13 protein-coding genes are annotated in these 19,565 nt (G+C 42.6%); 11 read left to right on the forward strand and 2 right to left on the reverse strand.

Annotated features, from left to right (window positions below; genetic code table 11):
- Positions 1-9 precede the first annotated feature (9 nt).
- Positions 10-4,467, reverse strand: a complete 4,458-nt coding sequence (gltB, locus tag BIZ38_RS01025; RefSeq protein WP_187489315.1) for a glutamate synthase large subunit — start codon at positions 4,465-4,467, stop codon at positions 10-12.
- Between the two features lie 696 nt (positions 4,468-5,163).
- Here gltB and BIZ38_RS01030 point away from each other — a divergent pair.
- The 6 genes from BIZ38_RS01030 (at position 5,164) to BIZ38_RS01055 (ending at position 12,381) form a co-directional block, all read left to right on the forward strand.
- Positions 5,164-6,417, forward strand: a complete 1,254-nt coding sequence (locus tag BIZ38_RS01030) for an efflux RND transporter periplasmic adaptor subunit (RefSeq protein ID WP_187489347.1) — start codon at positions 5,164-5,166, stop codon at positions 6,415-6,417.
- A gap of 21 nt (positions 6,418-6,438) precedes the next feature.
- Positions 6,439-7,146, forward strand: coding sequence for an ABC transporter ATP-binding protein (locus BIZ38_RS01035; RefSeq protein WP_187489316.1), 708 nt, complete (start codon positions 6,439-6,441; stop codon positions 7,144-7,146).
- Between the two features lie 2 nt (positions 7,147-7,148).
- On the forward strand, positions 7,149-8,462 hold the full coding sequence (locus BIZ38_RS01040) for an ABC transporter permease (protein WP_187489317.1): 1,314 nt from the start codon (positions 7,149-7,151) through the stop codon (positions 8,460-8,462).
- Positions 8,463-8,473: 11 nt separating this feature from the next.
- On the forward strand, positions 8,474-9,679 hold the full coding sequence (locus BIZ38_RS01045; RefSeq protein ID WP_054551530.1) for an ABC transporter permease: 1,206 nt from the start codon (positions 8,474-8,476) through the stop codon (positions 9,677-9,679).
- 81 nt (positions 9,680-9,760) lie between these two features.
- Positions 9,761-11,089: a sigma-54-dependent transcriptional regulator gene (locus BIZ38_RS01050; RefSeq protein ID WP_187489318.1), complete on the forward strand. Its 1,329-nt coding sequence runs from the start codon at positions 9,761-9,763 to the stop codon at positions 11,087-11,089.
- A complete protein-coding gene (locus BIZ38_RS01055; RefSeq protein WP_187489319.1) occupies positions 11,089-12,381 on the forward strand; it encodes a sensor histidine kinase in 1,293 nt (430 codons plus the stop codon). Before BIZ38_RS01050 ends, BIZ38_RS01055 begins: the two co-directional genes overlap by 1 nt.
- A 54-nt stretch (positions 12,382-12,435) precedes the next feature.
- Here BIZ38_RS01055 and BIZ38_RS01060 read toward each other — a convergent pair whose 3' ends face one another.
- Positions 12,436-12,774 (reverse strand): Grx4 family monothiol glutaredoxin, encoded by a 339-nt coding sequence (locus BIZ38_RS01060; protein WP_054551536.1) that lies wholly within the window; start codon positions 12,772-12,774, stop codon positions 12,436-12,438.
- 264 nt (positions 12,775-13,038) lie between these two features.
- Between BIZ38_RS01060 and BIZ38_RS01065 the strand changes: the two genes are divergently transcribed.
- From BIZ38_RS01065 to BIZ38_RS01085, 5 genes are all read left to right on the forward strand, one after another.
- Entirely contained in the window at positions 13,039-13,620 is a 582-nt protein-coding gene (locus BIZ38_RS01065; RefSeq protein WP_054551537.1) for a superoxide dismutase, read from the forward strand.
- Positions 13,621-13,859: 239 nt separating this feature from the next.
- Positions 13,860-15,782 (forward strand): PrkA family serine protein kinase, encoded by a 1,923-nt coding sequence (locus tag BIZ38_RS01070; RefSeq protein WP_187489320.1) that lies wholly within the window; start codon positions 13,860-13,862, stop codon positions 15,780-15,782.
- A 26-nt stretch (positions 15,783-15,808) separates the two neighbouring features.
- Complete coding sequence (locus BIZ38_RS01075) at positions 15,809-17,095, forward strand: YeaH/YhbH family protein (protein ID WP_130167088.1); 1,287 nt, start codon at positions 15,809-15,811, stop codon at positions 17,093-17,095.
- Positions 17,096-17,115: 20 nt separating this feature from the next.
- Entirely contained in the window at positions 17,116-18,630 is a 1,515-nt protein-coding gene (locus BIZ38_RS01080; RefSeq protein ID WP_187489321.1) for a SpoVR family protein, read from the forward strand.
- 5 nt (positions 18,631-18,635) lie between these two features.
- Positions 18,636-19,517, forward strand: coding sequence for a universal stress protein (locus BIZ38_RS01085; protein WP_166338066.1), 882 nt, complete (start codon positions 18,636-18,638; stop codon positions 19,515-19,517).
- The last annotated feature ends 48 nt before the right edge of the window (positions 19,518-19,565 follow it).

Consider the following 19,565-nt stretch of genomic DNA (forward strand, 5'->3'; position numbering starts at 1 on the left):
ACTACCCCCTTACTGAGCCTGAACACGAAGCTCTGCGCTACTGCGCGCTCGGTGTCCGAGTAAACTTTTTACATCACTAGACTTTGGCTTAACTAATTTAAACATTGGCATGTATAAATCGAAGTTAGCTAAAATCTGCTCAGCGCGGTTTGAGCCGGTAAGCTCTAAATGCTCAGCAATGAGGCCGCGTAAATGTTCTTGATGTGACGCCAACCCTTCAAGGGTAACAATTTCAACAAGCTCAGGGTTAATGCGTTTTTCAAAGTCGTTGCCTTCATCAAGAATATACGCAAATCCCCCTGTCATACCTGCACCAAAGTTAATACCTACTTTGCCAAGTACGCAAACCACACCACCTGTCATGTATTCACAGCCGTTGTCACCAACACCTTCTACAACCGCTTGTACGCCCGAGTTACGCACTGCAAAACGCTCACCGGCACAGCCTGCAGCAAATAACTTACCGCCTGTTGCACCATATAAACAGGTATTACCGGCAATGGTCGCTTTGTGGCTTTCAAAAGATGAACCCAGCGGCGGGCGAATTACTAGCTTACCGCCAGCCATGCCTTTACCAACATAGTCATTGGCATCACCAACCAGTGTCATTTCAAGGCCACCCGCATTCCATACACCAAATGATTGACCCGCTGTACCATGAAGCTCAACAGAGACAGGATCAGCAGCCATACCTTGGTTACCGTGTTTAGAAGCGATATAGCCAGATAACATAGCGCCCACTGAACGGTCTGTATTGCAAATACGGTTAACCAGTGAGATACCCGATTTTTCGTCAATTGCTTGCTTGGCTTTTTCAAGCAAGGTTTCATTTAGCTGACCTAAGTAGTGTGAGCTATTTGGCGCACTACAATACAGTGTTTCACCCGTTGGGTTATTTGGTACAGCAATCACAGACGACAAATCGACTTTCTTTTGTTTCTCTGTGTTGCCTTCGATTGCTTCAAGTAAATCCAAACGACCAATTAAATCTGTTAAACGAGTTACACCTAGGCTTGCCATAATTTGGCGAGCTTCTTCGGCTATAAACTTAAAATAGTTCATCGCCATCTCTGGTAGGCCATGATAATGCTTTTGGCGCAGCGTATCGTCTTGCGTTGCAACACCAGTCGCACAGTTGTTTAAGTGACAAATACGTAAATATTTACAACCAAGTGCCACCATAGGGCCAGTACCAAAGCCAAAGCTTTCAGCACCTAAAATAGCCGCCTTAATGATATCTAGACCCGTTTTAAGACCACCATCTGTTTGCAAACGAATACGGTGACGTAAACCATTTTCTACCAGCGCTTGCTGGGTTTCAGCAAGACCAAGCTCCCAAGGGCTACCTGCATACTTAACAGAGGTAAGCGGGCTTGCACCTGTGCCACCGTCATAACCAGCAATGGTAATTAAATCTGCATAGGCTTTAGCTACGCCAGTTGCGATAGTACCTACACCCGGCTCAGAAACGAGTTTCACCGAGATCAGTGCATCTGGGTTTACTTGTTTTAAATCGAAAATAAGCTGGGCTAAATCTTCTATCGAGTAAATATCGTGATGCGGCGGAGGCGAAATCAAGGTCACACCTGGCACTGAGTAACGTAATTTTGCAATATACGGCGTTACTTTTTCACCCGGTAATTGACCACCCTCACCTGGTTTTGCACCTTGCGCCACTTTAATCTGAATGACATCAGCGCTACGTAAGTAATGTGGTGTAACACCAAAACGGCCCGAAGCAACTTGCTTAATACGTGAGTTTTTCTCTGTACCGTAGCGAAGCTTGTCTTCACCACCTTCACCAGAGTTTGAACAACCCCCTAAGCGGTTCATTGCAATCGCGAGTGCTTCATGTGCTTCTGGCGATAATGCACCAATACTCATTGCTGCTGAGTCAAAACGTTTGTAAAGCTCAGTTGCTGGCTCTACGTCATCAACACTCACACCGCTTTCAGGAATTTTCACCGCCAACATGTCACGTAAATTGGTGATCGGACGGTTATTTACTAAATCAGCATAAGCCAAGTAATCTTTATAATCCCCAGAGCGCACTGCCTTTTGCAGTGTTTGAATAACATCAGGGTTATAAGCATGGTACTCACCACCGTGAACATATTTTAGTAAGCCACCATGACTTAATAACTTACGTTTACTAAATGCCAGCTTATGAAGTTTACGTTGGTCATCATCAAAATCAGTAAAACACGCCCCTTTGATACGACTAGCTACACCGTTAAAACAGGTTTCTACAACCGCATCTGATAAACCAACTGCCTCAAATAACATCGAGCAGCGGTACGAAGCGACAGTACTGATCCCCATTTTCGACATGATTTTATACAGACCCTTGTTGATCGCATTACGATAAGCAAGCGTTACTTCGCAATAGCTCTTGTTTAAAATCTTTTTGTCACTCATTGCAACTAATGATTCATATGCAAGGTACGGATAAATTGCCGTTGCACCAAAACCAAGTAATACCGCAAACTGATGCGCATCACGGACACTACCCGATTCGATGATGATATTAGATTCACAACGTAAGTTATTATCGACTAAACGCCTTTGAATTGAACCAACCGCCATCGCAGCCGGGATCGGCAAATGCGTTTCGCTAAAGTTACGATCACTTAAAATAAGCATGACACAGCCTGACGCTGCTTTTTCTTGTGCTTCATCACAAATACGTGTGATTGCGTTTTCTAAGCCTTCTTCTAGTGTGTAAGTGATATCAATTTTACAGTAGCTGTAATGCTCATCGTCAGCATTGATCAGCTGTTGCATATCAGCGTACATCAAAATCGGCGTATCAAACTGTAATCGCTTAGCGTGGCCGGTTGTTTCGTTAAATACGTTTTGCTCACTACCAATACAGGTTGCCAGTGACATGACGTGATTTTCACGAAGTGGGTCAATTGGTGGATTGGTTACTTGCGCAAATTTTTGTCGGAAGTAATCAAACAGTGAGCGATGGCCTTCTGACAGTACCGCAAATGGCGTGTCATCACCCATTGAACCTGTTGCTTCTTGACCATTTTCACCCATTACACGAATCACGCTATCAAGTTCTTCGTTGGTGTAGCCAAACATTTTTTGATACTTAAGCAGTGTTTCGTCATCAAAAGAACGGTTACCCGCATCTTTTTCAGATAACTGTTCAAATGGCGTTAAACGCTTAACGTTTGCTTCAAGCCATGCTTTATATGGATGGCGTGACTTAAGATCTTGGTCAATCTCATCTGAATGCCAAATTTTACCTTGATGAGTATCAATAACTAATAACTCACCTGGGCCAACACGGCCTTTTTCAACCACTTCGTCTGGCGCGTAGTCCCAAATACCGACTTCTGATGCAAGGGTAATAAAACCATCTTGGGTAATTACATAACGCGCTGGGCGTAAACCGTTACGGTCAAGGTTACAAGCAGCAAAACGACCGTCAGACATGACAATACCAGCTGGGCCATCCCATGGTTCCATATGCATTGAGTTAAAGTCATAGAATGCACGTAGGTCATCATCCATAGCACGGTTTTTTTGCCATGCTGGCGGCACAAGCATACGCATTGCACGGAATAAATCCATGCCACCGGCTAAGAACAATTCAAGCATATTATCTAAACTTGAAGAGTCAGAGCCACTTTCGTTCACGAATGGTGCTGCTGATTGCAAATCAGGAATAAGTGGTGAGGCAAACTTATACGCACGGGCACGCGCCCATTGGCGGTTACCTTGAATCGTATTAATTTCACCATTATGCGCTAAATAGCGGAATGGTTGCGCCAGTGGCCAACGAGGTTGTGTATTAGTAGAGAAACGTTGGTGGAATACACAAATCGCACTGGTCATGCGAATATCAGCTAGATCTAAATAAAAGTTAGGTAAGTCTACAGGCATCATTAAGCCTTTATAGACAGTAACTAAACCAGATAAGCTGGCAATATAAAAATGTTCATCGTTTTCGAGGCGTTTTTCAGCACGACGACGCGCTACATACAAGCGACGTTCTAAATCTTTTGGACGCCAGCCTTCTGGTGCGCTTACAAAAATTTGTTCAAAGCCGGGTAGTTGTTTTTTTGCAATTGGCCCTAAACATGACGCATCGGTAGGTACTACGCGCCAGCCTTGAATGCTCAAGGTTTCTTTTTCGAGTTCTTCACTCAACACATCTTTAGCTGTTTGCGCAAGTACAGGATCGGCATTTAAAAATACCATGCCAACGGCGTAGTTCTTTCCTAAATGCCAATCATGTTCGCTGGCAATAGCACGAAAGAAGCTATCAGGTTTTTGCATTAATAAACCACAGCCATCACCTGTTTTACCATCTGCAGAAATACCCCCACGGTGCTCCATGCGATCTAAGCCAGTGATTGCTGTTCGAATCAAGCGGTGACTCGCCTGACCATTGACCTGAGCTATTAAGCCAAAGCCACAATTATCTTTTTCTAATTTTGAGTCGTATAACATAGACCCCTCCCCTTGCTACAACGACTAGCGGTTCAGTCTTTTGTGACAGTGCTAGCAGACGAACAAAACTATCGCCAAATACCTCATGAGTCAATAGAGTTTTGAATACATATTCATATTCATGAATATTTCTCACTTAAAGCACTTTTTAAATTCTATGCTATTTTTTTACATTTAGTCGTATTTTACCCGTTATTTTTTTATGACACTGGTGTCAAATTTAACAACTTGTAAAAAAACAATCTAAAAAACCCGCCGATTTACGTTAACGTAAACTGCGCTTTATTTTGAATAATTATTCAAAATATGAATATCAATGCAGTTTTTTACGGGGTCTCGCCTAGCCTAACTGCATCATTATTTACTCTTGGCTTTAGCATAGTTACAAACTACGTATCTGAGCAGACTACCTTAGTCGCAATGACTGAGTTCTTTACCCTTGCGTCAACAATCAGCAATTAAAAAGTGTCCGCAGCGGACACTTTTTCTGTCCGCGGACAGACATTAACTCACTGTTAAAACATAAAATAATTAAAAATCAATAAATTAAAAACTGGCACGCTACTGGTATAGATAAGACATCAGCGAAATTGAGGATTTCAAAATGTTCACTATCAGTTTGTTTATGGCTTCTCCACTTACCATGCTTGCCGTTGGCTTCATGATTGTGTGTTTTGAGAATCGTAAGGAGTTATGATGATTAAGGATACCAGTGCCCAAGATATTACCGTGGCCAAGAAAACCACCATTAAAAAGCCACTTATACTAGCAGCAGGTGTAATACTTGTTGGTGCACTCGGCTTTAAAGCATTGTTTGCCAGTAACGATGGCAGCATCTCGGTTGATGCAGCAAGCCTACAAATTAGTGAAGTAAGCCAAAAGACACTCACCAGAGATGTAGCAGCAAGCGGTAAAATCGTTGCAGCTAATGCGCCAAAGGTTTACAGCCCTGAACGCGGCTTTGTCGATTTAAAAGTTAAAGCCGGTGACAGCGTTGAAGTAAATGAAGTGATCGCAACCGTAACCAGCCCTGAGCTAACCAACGAGCTAAAACAACAACAATCAGTATTAGCGAGATTAGAAGGCGAGTTACAGCGCAAGCAACTTGAAGCGCGTAGACAAAAACTAAGCCTGACTAAAGCGCTCGATTTAGCGCAAGTTGAACTCAATGCTGCAGATAGAGAAAACCGCCGAGCTAAAATCTCAATCGAAAAACATTTAATTAGCCAAATAGATTTAGAAAAAGCCGTTGATGACTTAGCCCGTGCCAAGCTGTCTTATAAGCACGCCGAGCAAGAAGTCAGCTTAGCTAAAGACACCCTCGCATTTGAGCTAAAAGCAGCAGAGCGTGATCTGGCACGTCAGCAACTGATTGTTGATGACTTACTCAGACAAGTAAATGAACTCACTATTACCGCGAGTGTAAACGGCATTGTGGGTAACTTATTAGTGCAACAAAAAGAAGCGGTCACACAAAGCCAACCATTAATGACATTGGTCGATTTAAGTAACTTTGAAGCAGAACTGCAAGTACCAGAAAGCTACGCCAATGAGCTGGGTCTTGGTATGCAAGTTGAGCTTACTTTAGGTGCTCGTCATGTCACAGGCACGCTATCGGCTATATCACCTGAAGTAAATAATCGCGAGGTCACAACCCGCGTACGCTTTGACAATGAGATTTCTGGCATTCGCCAAAACCAACGCTTAACCGCACGTATTTTACTAGAAAATCGCGACGATGTATTACAAGTAAAACGCGGCGCATTCTTACAACAAGGTGGCACCCATGCTTATAAAGTTGACGGTGACATGGCTTATTTAATCGATATAAAAACCGGTGCAAGCAGTATCAATGCTGTCGAGATAATTGAAGGCGTAGAGCCTGGCGATAAGTTAATTATCTCGAACTACGATCGCTTTAAAAAAGCACCCACACTGGTTTTACGCTAACAAATAAAAGGAATAATCAACATGCTTACAATGAACAACATCAGCAAAGTGTATCAAACAGATATGGTACAAACACATGCCCTTCGTGACTTTAATCTTCAAGTAGAAGAAGGTGAATTTATTGCCGTAACGGGCCCAAGTGGCTCAGGAAAAACCACATTTTTAAACATCGCCGGTATGTTAGAACCCTTTAACGAAGGCCAATACATGCTAGACGGTATTGATGTGGGTAAGCTCAACGACAACCAGCGTGCTGACTTACGTAATCAAAAAATTGGTTTTATTTTCCAAGGCTTCAACCTTATTCCAGATTTGAATCTCTATGAGAATATTGAAGTACCACTGCGTTATCGCGGTATCAAAGCCGCCGAGCGTAAGCGCCGAATCGAGCAATGCCTAGAGCAAGTTGGTTTAGCTTCACGCGCTAAACACTTACCGCAACAACTTTCTGGTGGTCAACAACAACGTGTGGCTATTGCCAGAGCCCTTGCAGGTGAACCGCGCTTTTTACTTGCCGATGAGCCAACCGGTAATTTAGATAGTTTAATGGCGCGTCAAGTGATGGAGCTACTTGAGCAAATCAACCGTGATGGTGCAACTATCATCATGGTTACCCATGATCCTGAACTTGCTCGCAGAGCACCACGTAATATCCAAGTTGTTGACGGCCAACTCGCTGACTTCACCTTGTATCAAGGCACTCAAAACCTTAAAGCGGCTGGAGTGTAACCATGTTCCTTCATTATTTAGATTTAAGCTGGCGCAGCTTTAAGCGCACGCCACTTGTGAGCTTTTTAATGGTATTGGCCATAGCCATTGGTATTGGCGTAACCATGACCAGTTTATCTGTGTATCACATGATGTCGGCAGACCCTATTCCTGAAAAAAGTAGTGACCTTTATACAGTACAGCTACAAACCATGGATGAAGGCCGTACGTGGTGGACAGTCGATAACATGCCACTGCAATTAACTTATCAGGATGCCGTTAACCTTAATCAAGCGAATGCGGGTGGCAAACGTGTCACTATGGTTAGAACGGGTTTTTCGGTTTATTTAGACTCAGATAAAGTTAAACCATTTATTGGACAAGCACGCCTAACCACGCCTGATTTTTTCGATATGTTTAACCTATCATTTATTTATGGTGGGGTTTGGAGCGCGCAACAAGAAGCCGATGCAGCCCCTGTTGTGGTGATCAATAAAGAATTAAACGACAAGCTATTCGCAGGTGAAAACCCTGTCGGCAAAATGGTGTACCTTGATGATGCCAGCTACGAAGTTATTGGCGTGATTGATGATTGGGATATCACCACCAAATATTATGATCTGAACAACGGTGCATTTAATAAGACCGAGCAACTATTTTTACCATTTAGCCTAATGAAAGCACGCCAGCTTGAAAACTGGGGTAATACCAATGGTTGGAAGCACGAAAAAACCAATACCTTTAACGATAAGCTCAATTCTGAAATGGTGTGGTTACAATTTTGGGTTGAACTAAAAACACCTGCAGAAAAGCAAGCTTACCAAGACTTTTTAATGGCCTATATGCAAGAGCAACAAAAGCTAGGTCGTTTTAACCGCGAAAAATTAACCGCCACCTTACGCGATGTAAATGAGTGGATGCAGTACAACAATGTCGTTAGCGAAGACAACGAAATTCTGGTTGGCCTAAGCTTTATGTTTTTAGCAGTATGCCTTGCCAATATTTTAGGTTTATTACTAGCGAAATTTTTACGCCGCGCTCCTGAGGTCGGTGTGCGCCGTGCATTAGGTGCCAGCAAACGCCAAATATTCCTTCAACATATTGTTGAGGTCGCGATGTTAGGTTTCTTAGGTGGCATCTTCGGAATTATTTTGGCGCAAGTGGGCTTATTAGGCGTACGTCAAAGCTATAGCTACTACCAAAGCTTAGCCACTATGGATTTAACCATGCTACTCAGCGCACCTGTGATTGCAATTAGCACCTGTGTGATTGCGGGTCTGTACCCTGCTTGGCTGGTATGTAAAACCAACCCTGCTATTTATCTTAAGAGCCAATAAGGAAGACACCCATGTTAGAAATTAAACCTATCTTTCACGCCTTATGCCGCTCAAAAGTTGGCGCTATATTATTACTGATCCAAATTGCCATCACCACTGCAATTGTTAGTAACGCAGCGTTTATTATTCAAGACAGAATTAGCTATTTAAGCCAAGAGACTGGCTACCCTGAACAAGACATTTTTGTTTTTAATGTCATGATGTTTGGCAAAGATGTGTCGCCGTCTCAGCAATATGAGCTTGATGAAGCCATGCTTCGTCAAATACCTGGTGTAGTTGATGCTGCTTATTCGAGTAACACACCGCTTTCGGGCAGTGGCTCTTCGTCAGATTTTAGTTTAAAGCCAGCACCTGAAGAGAGTAAATCAGCGCGTAGCTCTTACATGTTTATCGATGAGCATGGCATTAATACTTATGGTGTAAAACTCATTGCTGGGCGTAATTACACCGAAGACGAAGTGATCGTCACCGATAACTATGATGAGCTTTCAAAAGTAACCGTTGTCACTAAAACCCTACTCGATGAGCTGTTCCCTGACGGCAATGGTTTAGGCCAAACTGTCTATTTTGGTGACATTCCTATGAAAGTAATTGGTGTTGTTGAACTGATGAAAGGCCCATGGCTTAAAGACAGCCGTCCAGATAACGTAGCACTGCTGCCTTTTATTAAGCCTGGTACAAATGCACGCTTTGTGGTTAGAACAGAGCCTGGTCAACGTCAATCAGTCATGAATCGTGTTGAAGAAGCCATGCTGAAAAACTACAACAAACGCGTTATTTCTCGCATTCGTGGCTTAGATGACGATAAAGAGTCATACATGGCTGAAGATACATTAATGATGCGCATGTTGATTGTACTTATTACTATTTTAGTGTTGGTGACGGCCCTGGGTATTTTCGGCCTAACGCTGTTCAATATTAGTAAGCGTACTAAACAAATAGGTACTCGCCGTGCTTTAGGGGCCAGAAAATCGGCCATCATCAGCTACTTCTTAGTTGAAAACGCCATGATATGTATAGTTGGTTTAGTGATTGGTGTGATTGCTGCCGTGTATTTAGGCCAGGTGCTCATGCAGCACTTTTCAATTGCTCAGCTTGATATTAGCTACGTGCTTGCTACGGCGCTGGCAGTGTTCGTTATGAGTTTATTAGCAGTACTTGCACCTGCAAAACGGGCGGCGAATATCTCACCGAGCATTGCAACTCGAACAATTTAGTTCTCCCAACCTATGCTACACTGGATTAACAGTGTAGCATTCATCTTGCACCCTTATTAGGAAAATAACTAAAACAATAATATGGAAAAAATACTTATCGTCGACGATAACCCAGCAATTTTGGATGCATTGTCGTTATTACTCGAAATTCACGGTTTTGATGTTGTTACAGCAAGTAACCCGTTTGAGGCAATTCAAGCCGTACAATACCAACGCATAGCGCTTGTTATTCAAGACATGAACTTCACCGCCGACACCACTTCCGGCGAAGAAGGCAAAGAACTTTTTTATGCCTTACGAGACATTAATCCTCACCTACCGATTATTTTGATCACCGCATGGACAGAGCTTTCTACTGCCGTTGAACTTGTCAAAGCAGGGGCTGCTGATTATTTACCAAAACCATGGGACGATGCCAAGCTACTTACTTGTGTAAATAACCTAATCGAGCTAGGTAAAGCAAAACAGCAAAACGAAACCTTTACACGCCACCAGCAAGAGCGTGACGCATCTGTGCAACAAGCAAATTTGGTGGGCTTGGTTTATAAAAGTACCGCTATGGAGCACATTGTTAATCTTGCGGTTCAAGTGGCTAAATCGGATATTTCAGTGCTGATCACAGGCCCCAACGGCAGTGGTAAAGAGCGAATTGCGCAAATAATACAGGCTAATTCATTATTAGCTGATAAACCCTTTATCACTGTTAATGCGGGTGCTTTGCCAAGCGAGCTTATTGAGGCTGAATTATTTGGTGCCGAAGCGGGCGCCTACACCGGTATTACTAAACAACGCATTGGCCGTTTTGAAGCGGCCGATGGTGGCACCCTATTTTTAGACGAAATTGGTAACTTACCACTTTCTGGGCAAATGAAATTATTACGCATTTTACAAACCGGTGAATTTGAACGTTTAGGTTCAACACAAACTCGTAAAGTGAATGTGCGGGTGATTTCAGCTACCAATGAAGATTTAAGCCATGCAATTAAAACAGGTCAATTTCGTGAAGACCTTTACTACCGCTTAAATGTGATTGAGTTAAATTTACCAAGCCTTGCCCATCGCCCAGATGATATTTTAGCTTTAGTCGCACACTTTTTACCTGAGCGCACACTGTCGCTAAGTACAGAAAAAGCCCTGCTCGCCCATAGTTGGCCGGGTAATGTTCGTGAGCTTGAAAATGCCTGTAAACGCGCTGGCGTTTTAAAACCCACAGGGGTGATTGAGCTTGCTGATTTTGGCTTACAAGTTGAAACAAACAGCCCAACACATACAAGAGCAGAGCCTAATAAACAAGAGATCGAACTTGCCATGCGCGAGTACAAAGGTGTGATTGCTAAAGTGGCTCGCCATTTTGGTTTAAGCCGCCAAGCACTCTACCGCAGGCTTGATAAATTTAAGATTGAATACTAATGCGTTTTTCGTTTCGATATAAAATCATCACTTTGTGTATTGCAGCGTCTGCATTGCCGCTTATATTGGTTTGTTATTTTGCGGGCATAAGCTTGCTTTACAGCCTATTAGCCCTACTCGCTTGCACCTTGATAAGCGGATTTTTTGCCGCGCAATTATCAGCTCCGCTCATTGATGGCATGAACTCGCTCGAAACCGGGCTGCTTAATTTTAAAGATGGTGAGCTGGCTACATTATTAGCCTATGATGGCAGTGATGAGCTAGGTGATTTATGCCGGCTTTATAACCAAACTGCAAAACAGCTTCGCCAAGAAAAGCAATGGATTTATCAGCGTGAGCTAATGCTCGACAAAGTACTGCAAAGCTCGCCACAAGCTGTGCTTTTGACTAACGACCAAGGCTTTATTGTGTATAGCAACCACAGCGCTCGCAGTTTACTCGATGCTAAATCAGCCCTTGAAGGCGCCAAGCTTGAAAACTTATTAGATTCAAGCTGCGAGCAATTAACGCGTGCCATTCACAAAGGCGTTGATGGCTTATTTACCCTCGACAAAGCAGATCAAGAATCACAAACTTGGCATATGGCAACAGGTCGATTATTACTTAATAATCAGTTTCACCAACTGTATGTTTTTAAACAACTGACCCGCGAACTAAGCCGCCAAGAAGTAGAGGTTTGGAAAAAAGTTATTCGTATCATTAGCCATGAGCTAAACAACTCCCTAGGGCCAATGTCGTCGATGCTTCATAGCGCGCAACTTTTAACAAAAGAAGTCGATGAACCACGCTTAAAACGGGTATTTACCACCATTGAAGACCGCATAAAACACCTTAATGAGTTTGTACAAGGCTATGGTAAATTTGCCAAGTTACCCACCCCTCAACTATCAACGATTAACTGGCCTACGCTGATTGAGCAATTAAAAAGTCAGTGGCAAGTCGAGGTTTCACTTGATGAGCGTGTAACAACTGACGCTGATCACACTCAGCTCGAACAATTACTTATAAACTTATTAAAAAATGCCTATGAGTCAGGGTCAAACCCCGAAGATGTCAGCTTAACAGTGCAACAAGAAGCAAGTGGCACACACATCACAGTGAGTGATAAAGGCAAAGGTATGAGTGAAGCTGTAATGGCTAACGCACTTATACCCTTTTACTCCACTAAAGCAACAGGCAGTGGCCTAGGGTTAGCACTTTGCAGGGAAATAGTTGAAGCGCACCACGGGCAAATTAGCTTGCATAACCGCGAGCAAGGTGGATTAAGCGTGCATGTTTTGCTGCCCGCGTAATACGACAGATACAAAAAAGCCGCAATCAGCGGCTTCTTTCAACACTAAATATAATTATTCAGCGTCTTTTTCTTTGTACTTTGCAGCTGTTTCAGTGATTAGTGGCTGTAATTCACCACGTTGAAACATTTCGATGATAATGTCACAACCACCGATAAGCTCGCCTTCTACCCATAACTGTGGGAATGTTGGCCAGTTTGCGTATGCAGGTAACTCTGCACGGATATCTGGGTTAAGTAGAATGTCAACGTAAGCAAACTGCTCACCACACGCCATAAGTGCTTGTGATGCTTGTGAAGAAAAACCACAGTTAGGTAACTTTGGTGATCCTTTCATGTAAAGAAGGATAGGATTTTCAGAAATTTGCTGTTTAATTTTATCGATGGTTTCCATTTACAACCTCAAAAAAGACATTGGCTTACTACATTGGCCTTGAAAAAGTTTCACTGTGGCCTCAGATATATAACTTAAAATCGGCATTCGTAGCCACAATTTTAAATAGTCTTTAGCAATAGCATTGCTGTTTGCTAAAACTTGAGTAAAATACTCAACAATTATAGTAACACTATAATACCACTTGGTATAGGGAAGTACGCTGTTTACCTTGCTATTACCTATAACTGAGTGGACTATCAACCAAGAAGATGGAGATAAAAAATGGCATTTGAACTACCGTCACTACCATACGCAATCGATGCATTAGAGCCACATATTTCAAAAGAGACTCTAGAGTTTCACCACGGTAAACACCACAACACTTACGTTGTGAAATTAAACGGTCTGATCCCAGGCACAGAATTCGAAAACAAATCTCTAGAAGAAATCGTATGTTCTTCAGAAGGTGGCGTATTTAACAATGCTGCACAAATCTGGAACCACACGTTCTACTGGAACAGCCTATCTCCAAACGGCGGTGGCGAGCCTACAGGCGCAATCGCTGACGCGATCAACGCTAAATGGGGTTCTTTCGACGCATTCAAAGAAGCGTTAAACGACAAAGCAGTAAACAACTTCGGTTCAAGCTGGACTTGGTTAGTTAAACTAGCTGACGGCACTCTTGATATCGTTAACACATCAAATGCTGCAACGCCATTAACTGATGAAGGTGTTACTCCAATCCTAACTGTGGATCTTTGGGAACACGCTTACTACATCGATTACCGTAACGTTCGTCCAGATTACCTAAAAGGTTTCTGGGCATTAGTTAACTGGGACTTCGCGAACGCTAACTTCGCTTAATCTTCTGTTACTAGCAGTAATCAAAAAAAGACGCTTCGGCGTCTTTTTTATTGCCAGTGCACGCCCCTTCTAAGTCGCAGCCAAGCCCTCAGCCAAAAAGCGTAATCAAGATGAGCTTTTTTCAATTAAATTCTTAATTTTCTTGCGCAAAAATTCAAAATCGTGACTAAGCTTTAATTAGCCTTTGCTTTTCTCTTAATCTAATTACACGTCATTTTAGCGGGTTTTCGGAGGTCTCTATGAGTATTTTTGAGCATTACCAATCACGATACGAAGCAGCGCAAGAAGAAGAATACAGTATTGAGGAATTTCTCGAGATCTGTAAGAAGGATAAATCAGCTTATGCCAGCGCACCTGAGCGGCTCTTGATGGCCATCGGTGAGCCGGAGATTATCGACACTTCAACCGATGCGCGCTTAAGCAGGCTGTTTTCTAATCGCGTAGTCGCACGCTACCCTGCATTTCACGATTTTTATGGTATGGAAGATGCCATTGAACAAATCGTTTCTTATTTAAAACATGCTGCGCAAGGCTTAGAAGAATGTAAGCAAGTACTGTATTTACTTGGCCCAGTAGGTGGCGGTAAATCATCTATTGCTGAAAAGCTAAAATACTTAATGCAGCAGGTTCCTATTTACTCAATCAAAGACTCGCCTGTTAACGACCACCCTTTAGCGTTATTTGACCCAAATGAAGACGCTGAGCTTTTAGAAAAAGAATACGGCATTAAACCGCGTTATTTAAAAACGGTGATGTCACCGTGGGCTGCAAAACGCTTAAGCGAATTTAACGGTGATATTAGCCAATTTAGAGTTGTTAAGCGCTTCCCATCTATTTTAAATCAAGTCGCGATTGCGAAAACTGAGCCCGGCGATGAAAACAATCAAGACATTTCAGCGTTAGTGGGTAAAGTCGATATTCGCCAGCTTGAGCACTTTGCACAGAACGACCCTGATGCCTATGCCTACTCAGGTGCACTTTGTTTAGCAAACCAAGGCTTAATGGAATTTGTGGAAATGTTTAAAGCGCCAATCAAGGTGCTACACCCACTACTTACAGCCACGCAAGAAGGCAATTACAACGGCACAGAAGGCATTAGTGCCCTGCCGTTCAATGGCATGATTTTAGCTCACTCAAATGAATCTGAGTGGCAAACATTTAAGAACAACAAAAACAATGAAGCATTTTTAGACCGTGTTTACATCGTCAAAGTGCCTTATTGTTTACGTGTTTCTGAAGAAGTTAAAATTTACAACAAACTTCTTGAAAACAGTGAATTACATGATGCACCTTGTGCACCGGGCACATTAAAAACACTGGCACAATTTACCACTCTTTCGCGTATTAAAGAGCCTGAAAACTCAAGTATTTATTCAAAAATGCGGGTGTATGACGGCGAAAGCTTAAAAGATACTGATCCGAAAGCGAAGTCGTATCAAGAATACCGCGATTACGCGGGTGTTGATGAGGGCATGACCGGGCTTTCTACCCGCTTTGCGTTTAAGATCCTATCGCGGGTATTTAACTTCGATACCACTGAAGTGGCAGCCAACCCAGTGCACTTATTCTATGTTCTTGAACAGCAAATTGAGCGAGAGCAATTTACCGCCGATGTTGAAGAGCGTTACTTAAGCCACTTAAAAGGCTACCTCATTCCTCAGTATGTAGAGTTTATCGGGAAAGAGTTACAAACAGCCTATTTAGAGTCTTACTCTGAATATGGGCAAAACATCTTTGACCGCTACGTCACTTATGCAGATTTCTGGATCCAAGATCAAGAATACCGCGACCCAGATACTGGCCAGTTATTTGACCGTGCTGCGCTTAACGCAGAACTTGAGAAGATTGAAAAACCTGCGGGTATTTCAAACCCTAAAGATTTCCGTAATGAGATAGTTAATTTCGTACTGCGGGCGCGTGCCCACAACCAAGGCAAGAATCCGCTTTGGACCAGCTACGAAAAACTTCGCACAGTTATTGAGAAGAAAATGTTCTCAAATACCGAAGATCTGCTGCCGGTTATTTCCTTCAATGCGAAAACCTCTGCAGAAGATCAGAAAAAACACGAAGACTTTGTCAATCGTATGGTTGAGAAAGGCTATACCCAAAAACAAGTACGTTTACTTTCTGAATGGTATTTACGCGTTAGAAAATCGCAGTAAAAAACGTTTGTTTTAAGGGGGTTGTTATGGCGCATTTTATTGACCGACGCCTGAATGGAAAAAACAAAAGTACCTTGAATCGTCAACGATTCATCAGGCGTTATAAAAAACAGATTAAAGAAGCGGTATCTGATGCCATTAATAAGCGCAGCGTAACCGATACCACCAGCGGCGAGAGTATCTCTATTCCGCAACGTGATATCAGTGAGCCTATTTTTCATCAAGGACGTGGTGGCGACCGTGAACAGATCCACCCAGGCAATGACCAGTTTTCTACGGGCGACAAAATCAAGCGCCCGCAAGGAGGCGGTCAAGGTGGTGGTAGCGGCGAAGGTGAAGCCAGTGACTCTGGTGAAGGACAAGACGACTTTGTATTTTCTATTTCAAAAGATGAATACTTAGACTTATTGTTCGAAGATCTTGAACTGCCCAACCTGCAACAAAACCAGCTCGATAAACTGGTGCAAATGAAAACCCATCGCGCTGGTTTTTGTAACGACGGCATGCCAAGCAATATTGATATTGTTCGCTCATTACAAGGCTCGCTCGCTCGAAGAGTGGCGATGACTGCAGGCAAAAAACGTCACCTTGCAGAGCTTGAAGGTCAGCTCGCTCTGCTACAAGCTGAAGAGCAGCCAGACAAGGCAGCCATTGCGTTACTTGAACGTCAGATTGAGGAGCTGCAAAACCGCATAAAAGCAGTACCATTTATTGATAATTACGACTTACGTTTTCGTAATTATGAAAAGCAACCACACCCAACAAGCAAAGCTGTGATGTTTTGTTTAATGGATGTGTCTGGCTCGATGGATCAAGCCACGAAAGACATGGCAAAACGCTTTTATATTCTGCTTTATCAATTTTTAACTCGTAGCTACAAAAATATAGAGGTTGTCTATATTCGTCATCATACCCAAGCGAAAGAAGTTGATGAGCAAGAGTTTTTCTATTCTCAAGAAACGGGTGGCACCATAGTATCAAGTGCATTAAAACTGATGAACGAAATCATCGCTGAACGTTATAACCCTGAAGAGTGGAACATTTACGCAGCGCAAGCCTCTGATGGTGATAACTGGGCTGATGATTCGCCAAACTGTGGCGAAATTTTACGTAATAAACTGTTAAAGGCGGTGCGCTATTACGCCTATATCGAAATTACCGCTCGTGCTCATCAAAGTTTATGGCGAGAGTATCAATCAATAGTGCAAACCCACGACAATTTTGCCATGCAACACATTCGTGGCGTTGAGGACATTTACCCTATTTTCCGTGAATTATTTAAAAAGAATCGTCAGCAGCAAGGCGCCGCATAGCCTTGCCAGTGAGGTAAAGTATGGCCGATAAACGTATTAGCGACGGTCCTGATTGGACATTTGATCTACTAACAGAGTATCAAACTGAGATTGAACGGGTAGCGAAAATTTATAAACTCGATACCTACCCGAATCAAATTGAGGTGATCACTGCTGAACAAATGATGGATGCCTATTCGAGTGTGGGTATGCCGATTGGCTATAGCCACTGGTCGTATGGTAAAAAATTCATTCAAACCGAGCAAAACTATAAGCGTGGGCAAATGGGCCTCGCTTATGAAATTGTTATTAACTCAGATCCTTGCATTGCCTATTTAATGGAAGAAAACACCCTGCCAATGCAAGCCTTGGTAATGGCCCATGCCTGTTATGGTCACAACTCATTTTTTAAAGGCAATTACTTATTTAAAACCTGGACTGATGCCTGCTCAATTATCGATTACTTATTATTTGCCAAAAACTACATTGCCAAGTGCGAAGAGAAATACGGTATTACCGAGGTCGAAAACCTGATTGATTCATGTCATGCATTAATGAATTATGGTGTAGACCGCTACAAGCGCCCGCAACGTATTTCACTTTTTGAAGAGCAAAAACGCCAACAAGAACGTGAAGACTACCTACAATCTCAAGTCAACGAGTTGTGGCGCACAATCCCTACTTCGCAGCAAGAGTCAAAAAAACGTGAGCGCCGTTTTCCTGAAGAGCCACAAGAAAACATTTTGTATTTCATCGAAAAAAATGCGCCGCTGCTAGAGTCATGGCAACGAGAAATAATTCGAATTGTGCGTAAAATTTCGCAATATTTTTACCCACAAAAACAAACTCAAGTGATGAATGAGGGCTGGGCTACGTTTTGGCATTACACCATTTTGAACCATCTGTACGACGAAGGTAAGCTCACCGATGCCTTTATGCTCGAGTTTTTACAAAGTCACACCAATGTGGTGTATCAACCACCCTACAACAGTAATTATTATTCAGGGATCAACCCCTATGCTCTTGGCTTTAACATGATGGTTGATATTCGCCGTATTTGCGAAAACCCAACAGAAGAAGACAAGAAGTGGTTTCCAGAGTATGCCGGCAGTGATTGGTTAGAAACCTTGCACTTTGCAATGCAAAACTTTAAAGACGAGAGCTTTATTAGCCAGTTTTTATCGCCAAAAATTATTCGTGATTTCAAGTTGTTTACGATTATTGATCATGAAAAAGAGCCAACCCTCAATGTCGGTGCCATTCATGATGAAATGGGCTATCACCAGGTGCGTGAAACCCTGTCGGCACAATACAACTTAAGTAATCACGAACCAAATATTCAAGTCTATAATGTTGATATTAGAGGAGATCGTTCACTTACTCTGCGTTATGTACCCCATAACAATATTCCTTTAAACAAGTCTAAAGATGAAGTACTAAAACACCTTTACAGGCTATGGGGCTTTAAGGTAAAACTGGAACAAGAAAGCGCAACAGGTGAAGTTTCATTATTGGGTGAATGCCCAAGCAGTGATGCCCGACACACAACAGAGTAACCAAAATGAATAAAAAGATATTGGTGATCATCGACTCAACGGCCGATGCTAAAACATCTATATTACATGCAAGACAAAAAGCAAAAGGCATGAAGCATATTGATATTGTTGCTTTTAGCTACGAAGATACCAATAACATTTTATTCTCTATTCCACCTGATGAAGCGCTGGCTATTCAAGACAAAGAGCTTGCTAAAGTCCGTGCAGCACTTGGTCCACTTATCAGCGAGTATCTAGATGATGATAGCTATACTTTGCAAACCCTGTGGCATGAAAGCCCAGTACAATGGCTAGCCAATGAGCTTGATACGTCAGATTATGAAATGGTGATTAAAACTCGCCACATCGACGAAGAAACGCAATTTACAGAGCTAGACTGGCAGCTTATTCGCTTTAGCCCGCTGCCACTTTATTTGGCCGCCGATAACAAATGGCGTAACAATACCAATGTGCTGGCAGCCCTTGATTTAGGCAGTGAGAAGGCGACTAAATACTGTTTAAACGAAGCAATTATCAAAGCAGGCTTAGCCTATGCAAAAGACTACGACAGCGAGTTTTATGCCTGTTATACCGTACATGTATCACCGTTTTTACGTGATTTAGGCATTGTATTTTCAGATGAGCAAGTGATTAACGCCTTTGAAAAGCTACCCGTAGCACAGCGAACCTTAATCGAAGCGCACGACTTAAAAGACAAGCTTAAAATCAAAGCCGGTGTGGTTGAGCAAGTGATCCCAAGTGTTGCAGCTAAATTAAATGCTGACTTAGTGATTATGGGTTCGGTGGGTAATACTGGTATTAAAGGTCATTTAATTGGTAATACCGCCGAAAAAGTCATGAAGCTACTTAAAACAGATATTCTTGTTTTACCGCCACTTGGGGTTTAATTTGCTTAACTGAATAGAGTTACTATGAAAAAGGGGCTTAATTGCCCC

The sequence above is a fragment of the Pseudoalteromonas sp. BZK2 genome (assembly GCF_014349195.1).
Classification (GTDB): Bacteria; Pseudomonadota; Gammaproteobacteria; order Enterobacterales; family Alteromonadaceae; genus Pseudoalteromonas; species Pseudoalteromonas simplex.

Coding starts and splice junctions, on each gene's coding strand:
- BIZ38_RS01050 (WP_187489318.1), top strand. CDS start 9,761: ATGGAAAAAATACTTATCGTCGACGATAACCCAGCAATTTTGGATGCA.
- BIZ38_RS01085 (WP_166338066.1), top strand. CDS start 18,636: ATGAATAAAAAGATATTGGTGATCATCGACTCAACGGCCGATGCTAAA.
- BIZ38_RS01070 (WP_187489320.1), top strand. CDS start 13,860: ATGAGTATTTTTGAGCATTACCAATCACGATACGAAGCAGCGCAAGAA.
- gltB (WP_187489315.1), bottom strand. CDS start 4,467: ATGTTATACGACTCAAAATTAGAAAAAGATAATTGTGGCTTTGGCTTA.
- BIZ38_RS01030 (WP_187489347.1), top strand. CDS start 5,164: ATGATTAAGGATACCAGTGCCCAAGATATTACCGTGGCCAAGAAAACC.
- BIZ38_RS01075 (WP_130167088.1), top strand. CDS start 15,809: ATGGCGCATTTTATTGACCGACGCCTGAATGGAAAAAACAAAAGTACC.
- BIZ38_RS01080 (WP_187489321.1), top strand. CDS start 17,116: ATGGCCGATAAACGTATTAGCGACGGTCCTGATTGGACATTTGATCTA.
- BIZ38_RS01040 (WP_187489317.1), top strand. CDS start 7,149: ATGTTCCTTCATTATTTAGATTTAAGCTGGCGCAGCTTTAAGCGCACG.
- BIZ38_RS01055 (WP_187489319.1), top strand. CDS start 11,089: ATGCGTTTTTCGTTTCGATATAAAATCATCACTTTGTGTATTGCAGCG.
- BIZ38_RS01060 (WP_054551536.1), bottom strand. CDS start 12,774: ATGGAAACCATCGATAAAATTAAACAGCAAATTTCTGAAAATCCTATC.
- BIZ38_RS01045 (WP_054551530.1), top strand. CDS start 8,474: ATGTTAGAAATTAAACCTATCTTTCACGCCTTATGCCGCTCAAAAGTT.
- BIZ38_RS01035 (WP_187489316.1), top strand. CDS start 6,439: ATGCTTACAATGAACAACATCAGCAAAGTGTATCAAACAGATATGGTA.
- BIZ38_RS01065 (WP_054551537.1), top strand. CDS start 13,039: ATGGCATTTGAACTACCGTCACTACCATACGCAATCGATGCATTAGAG.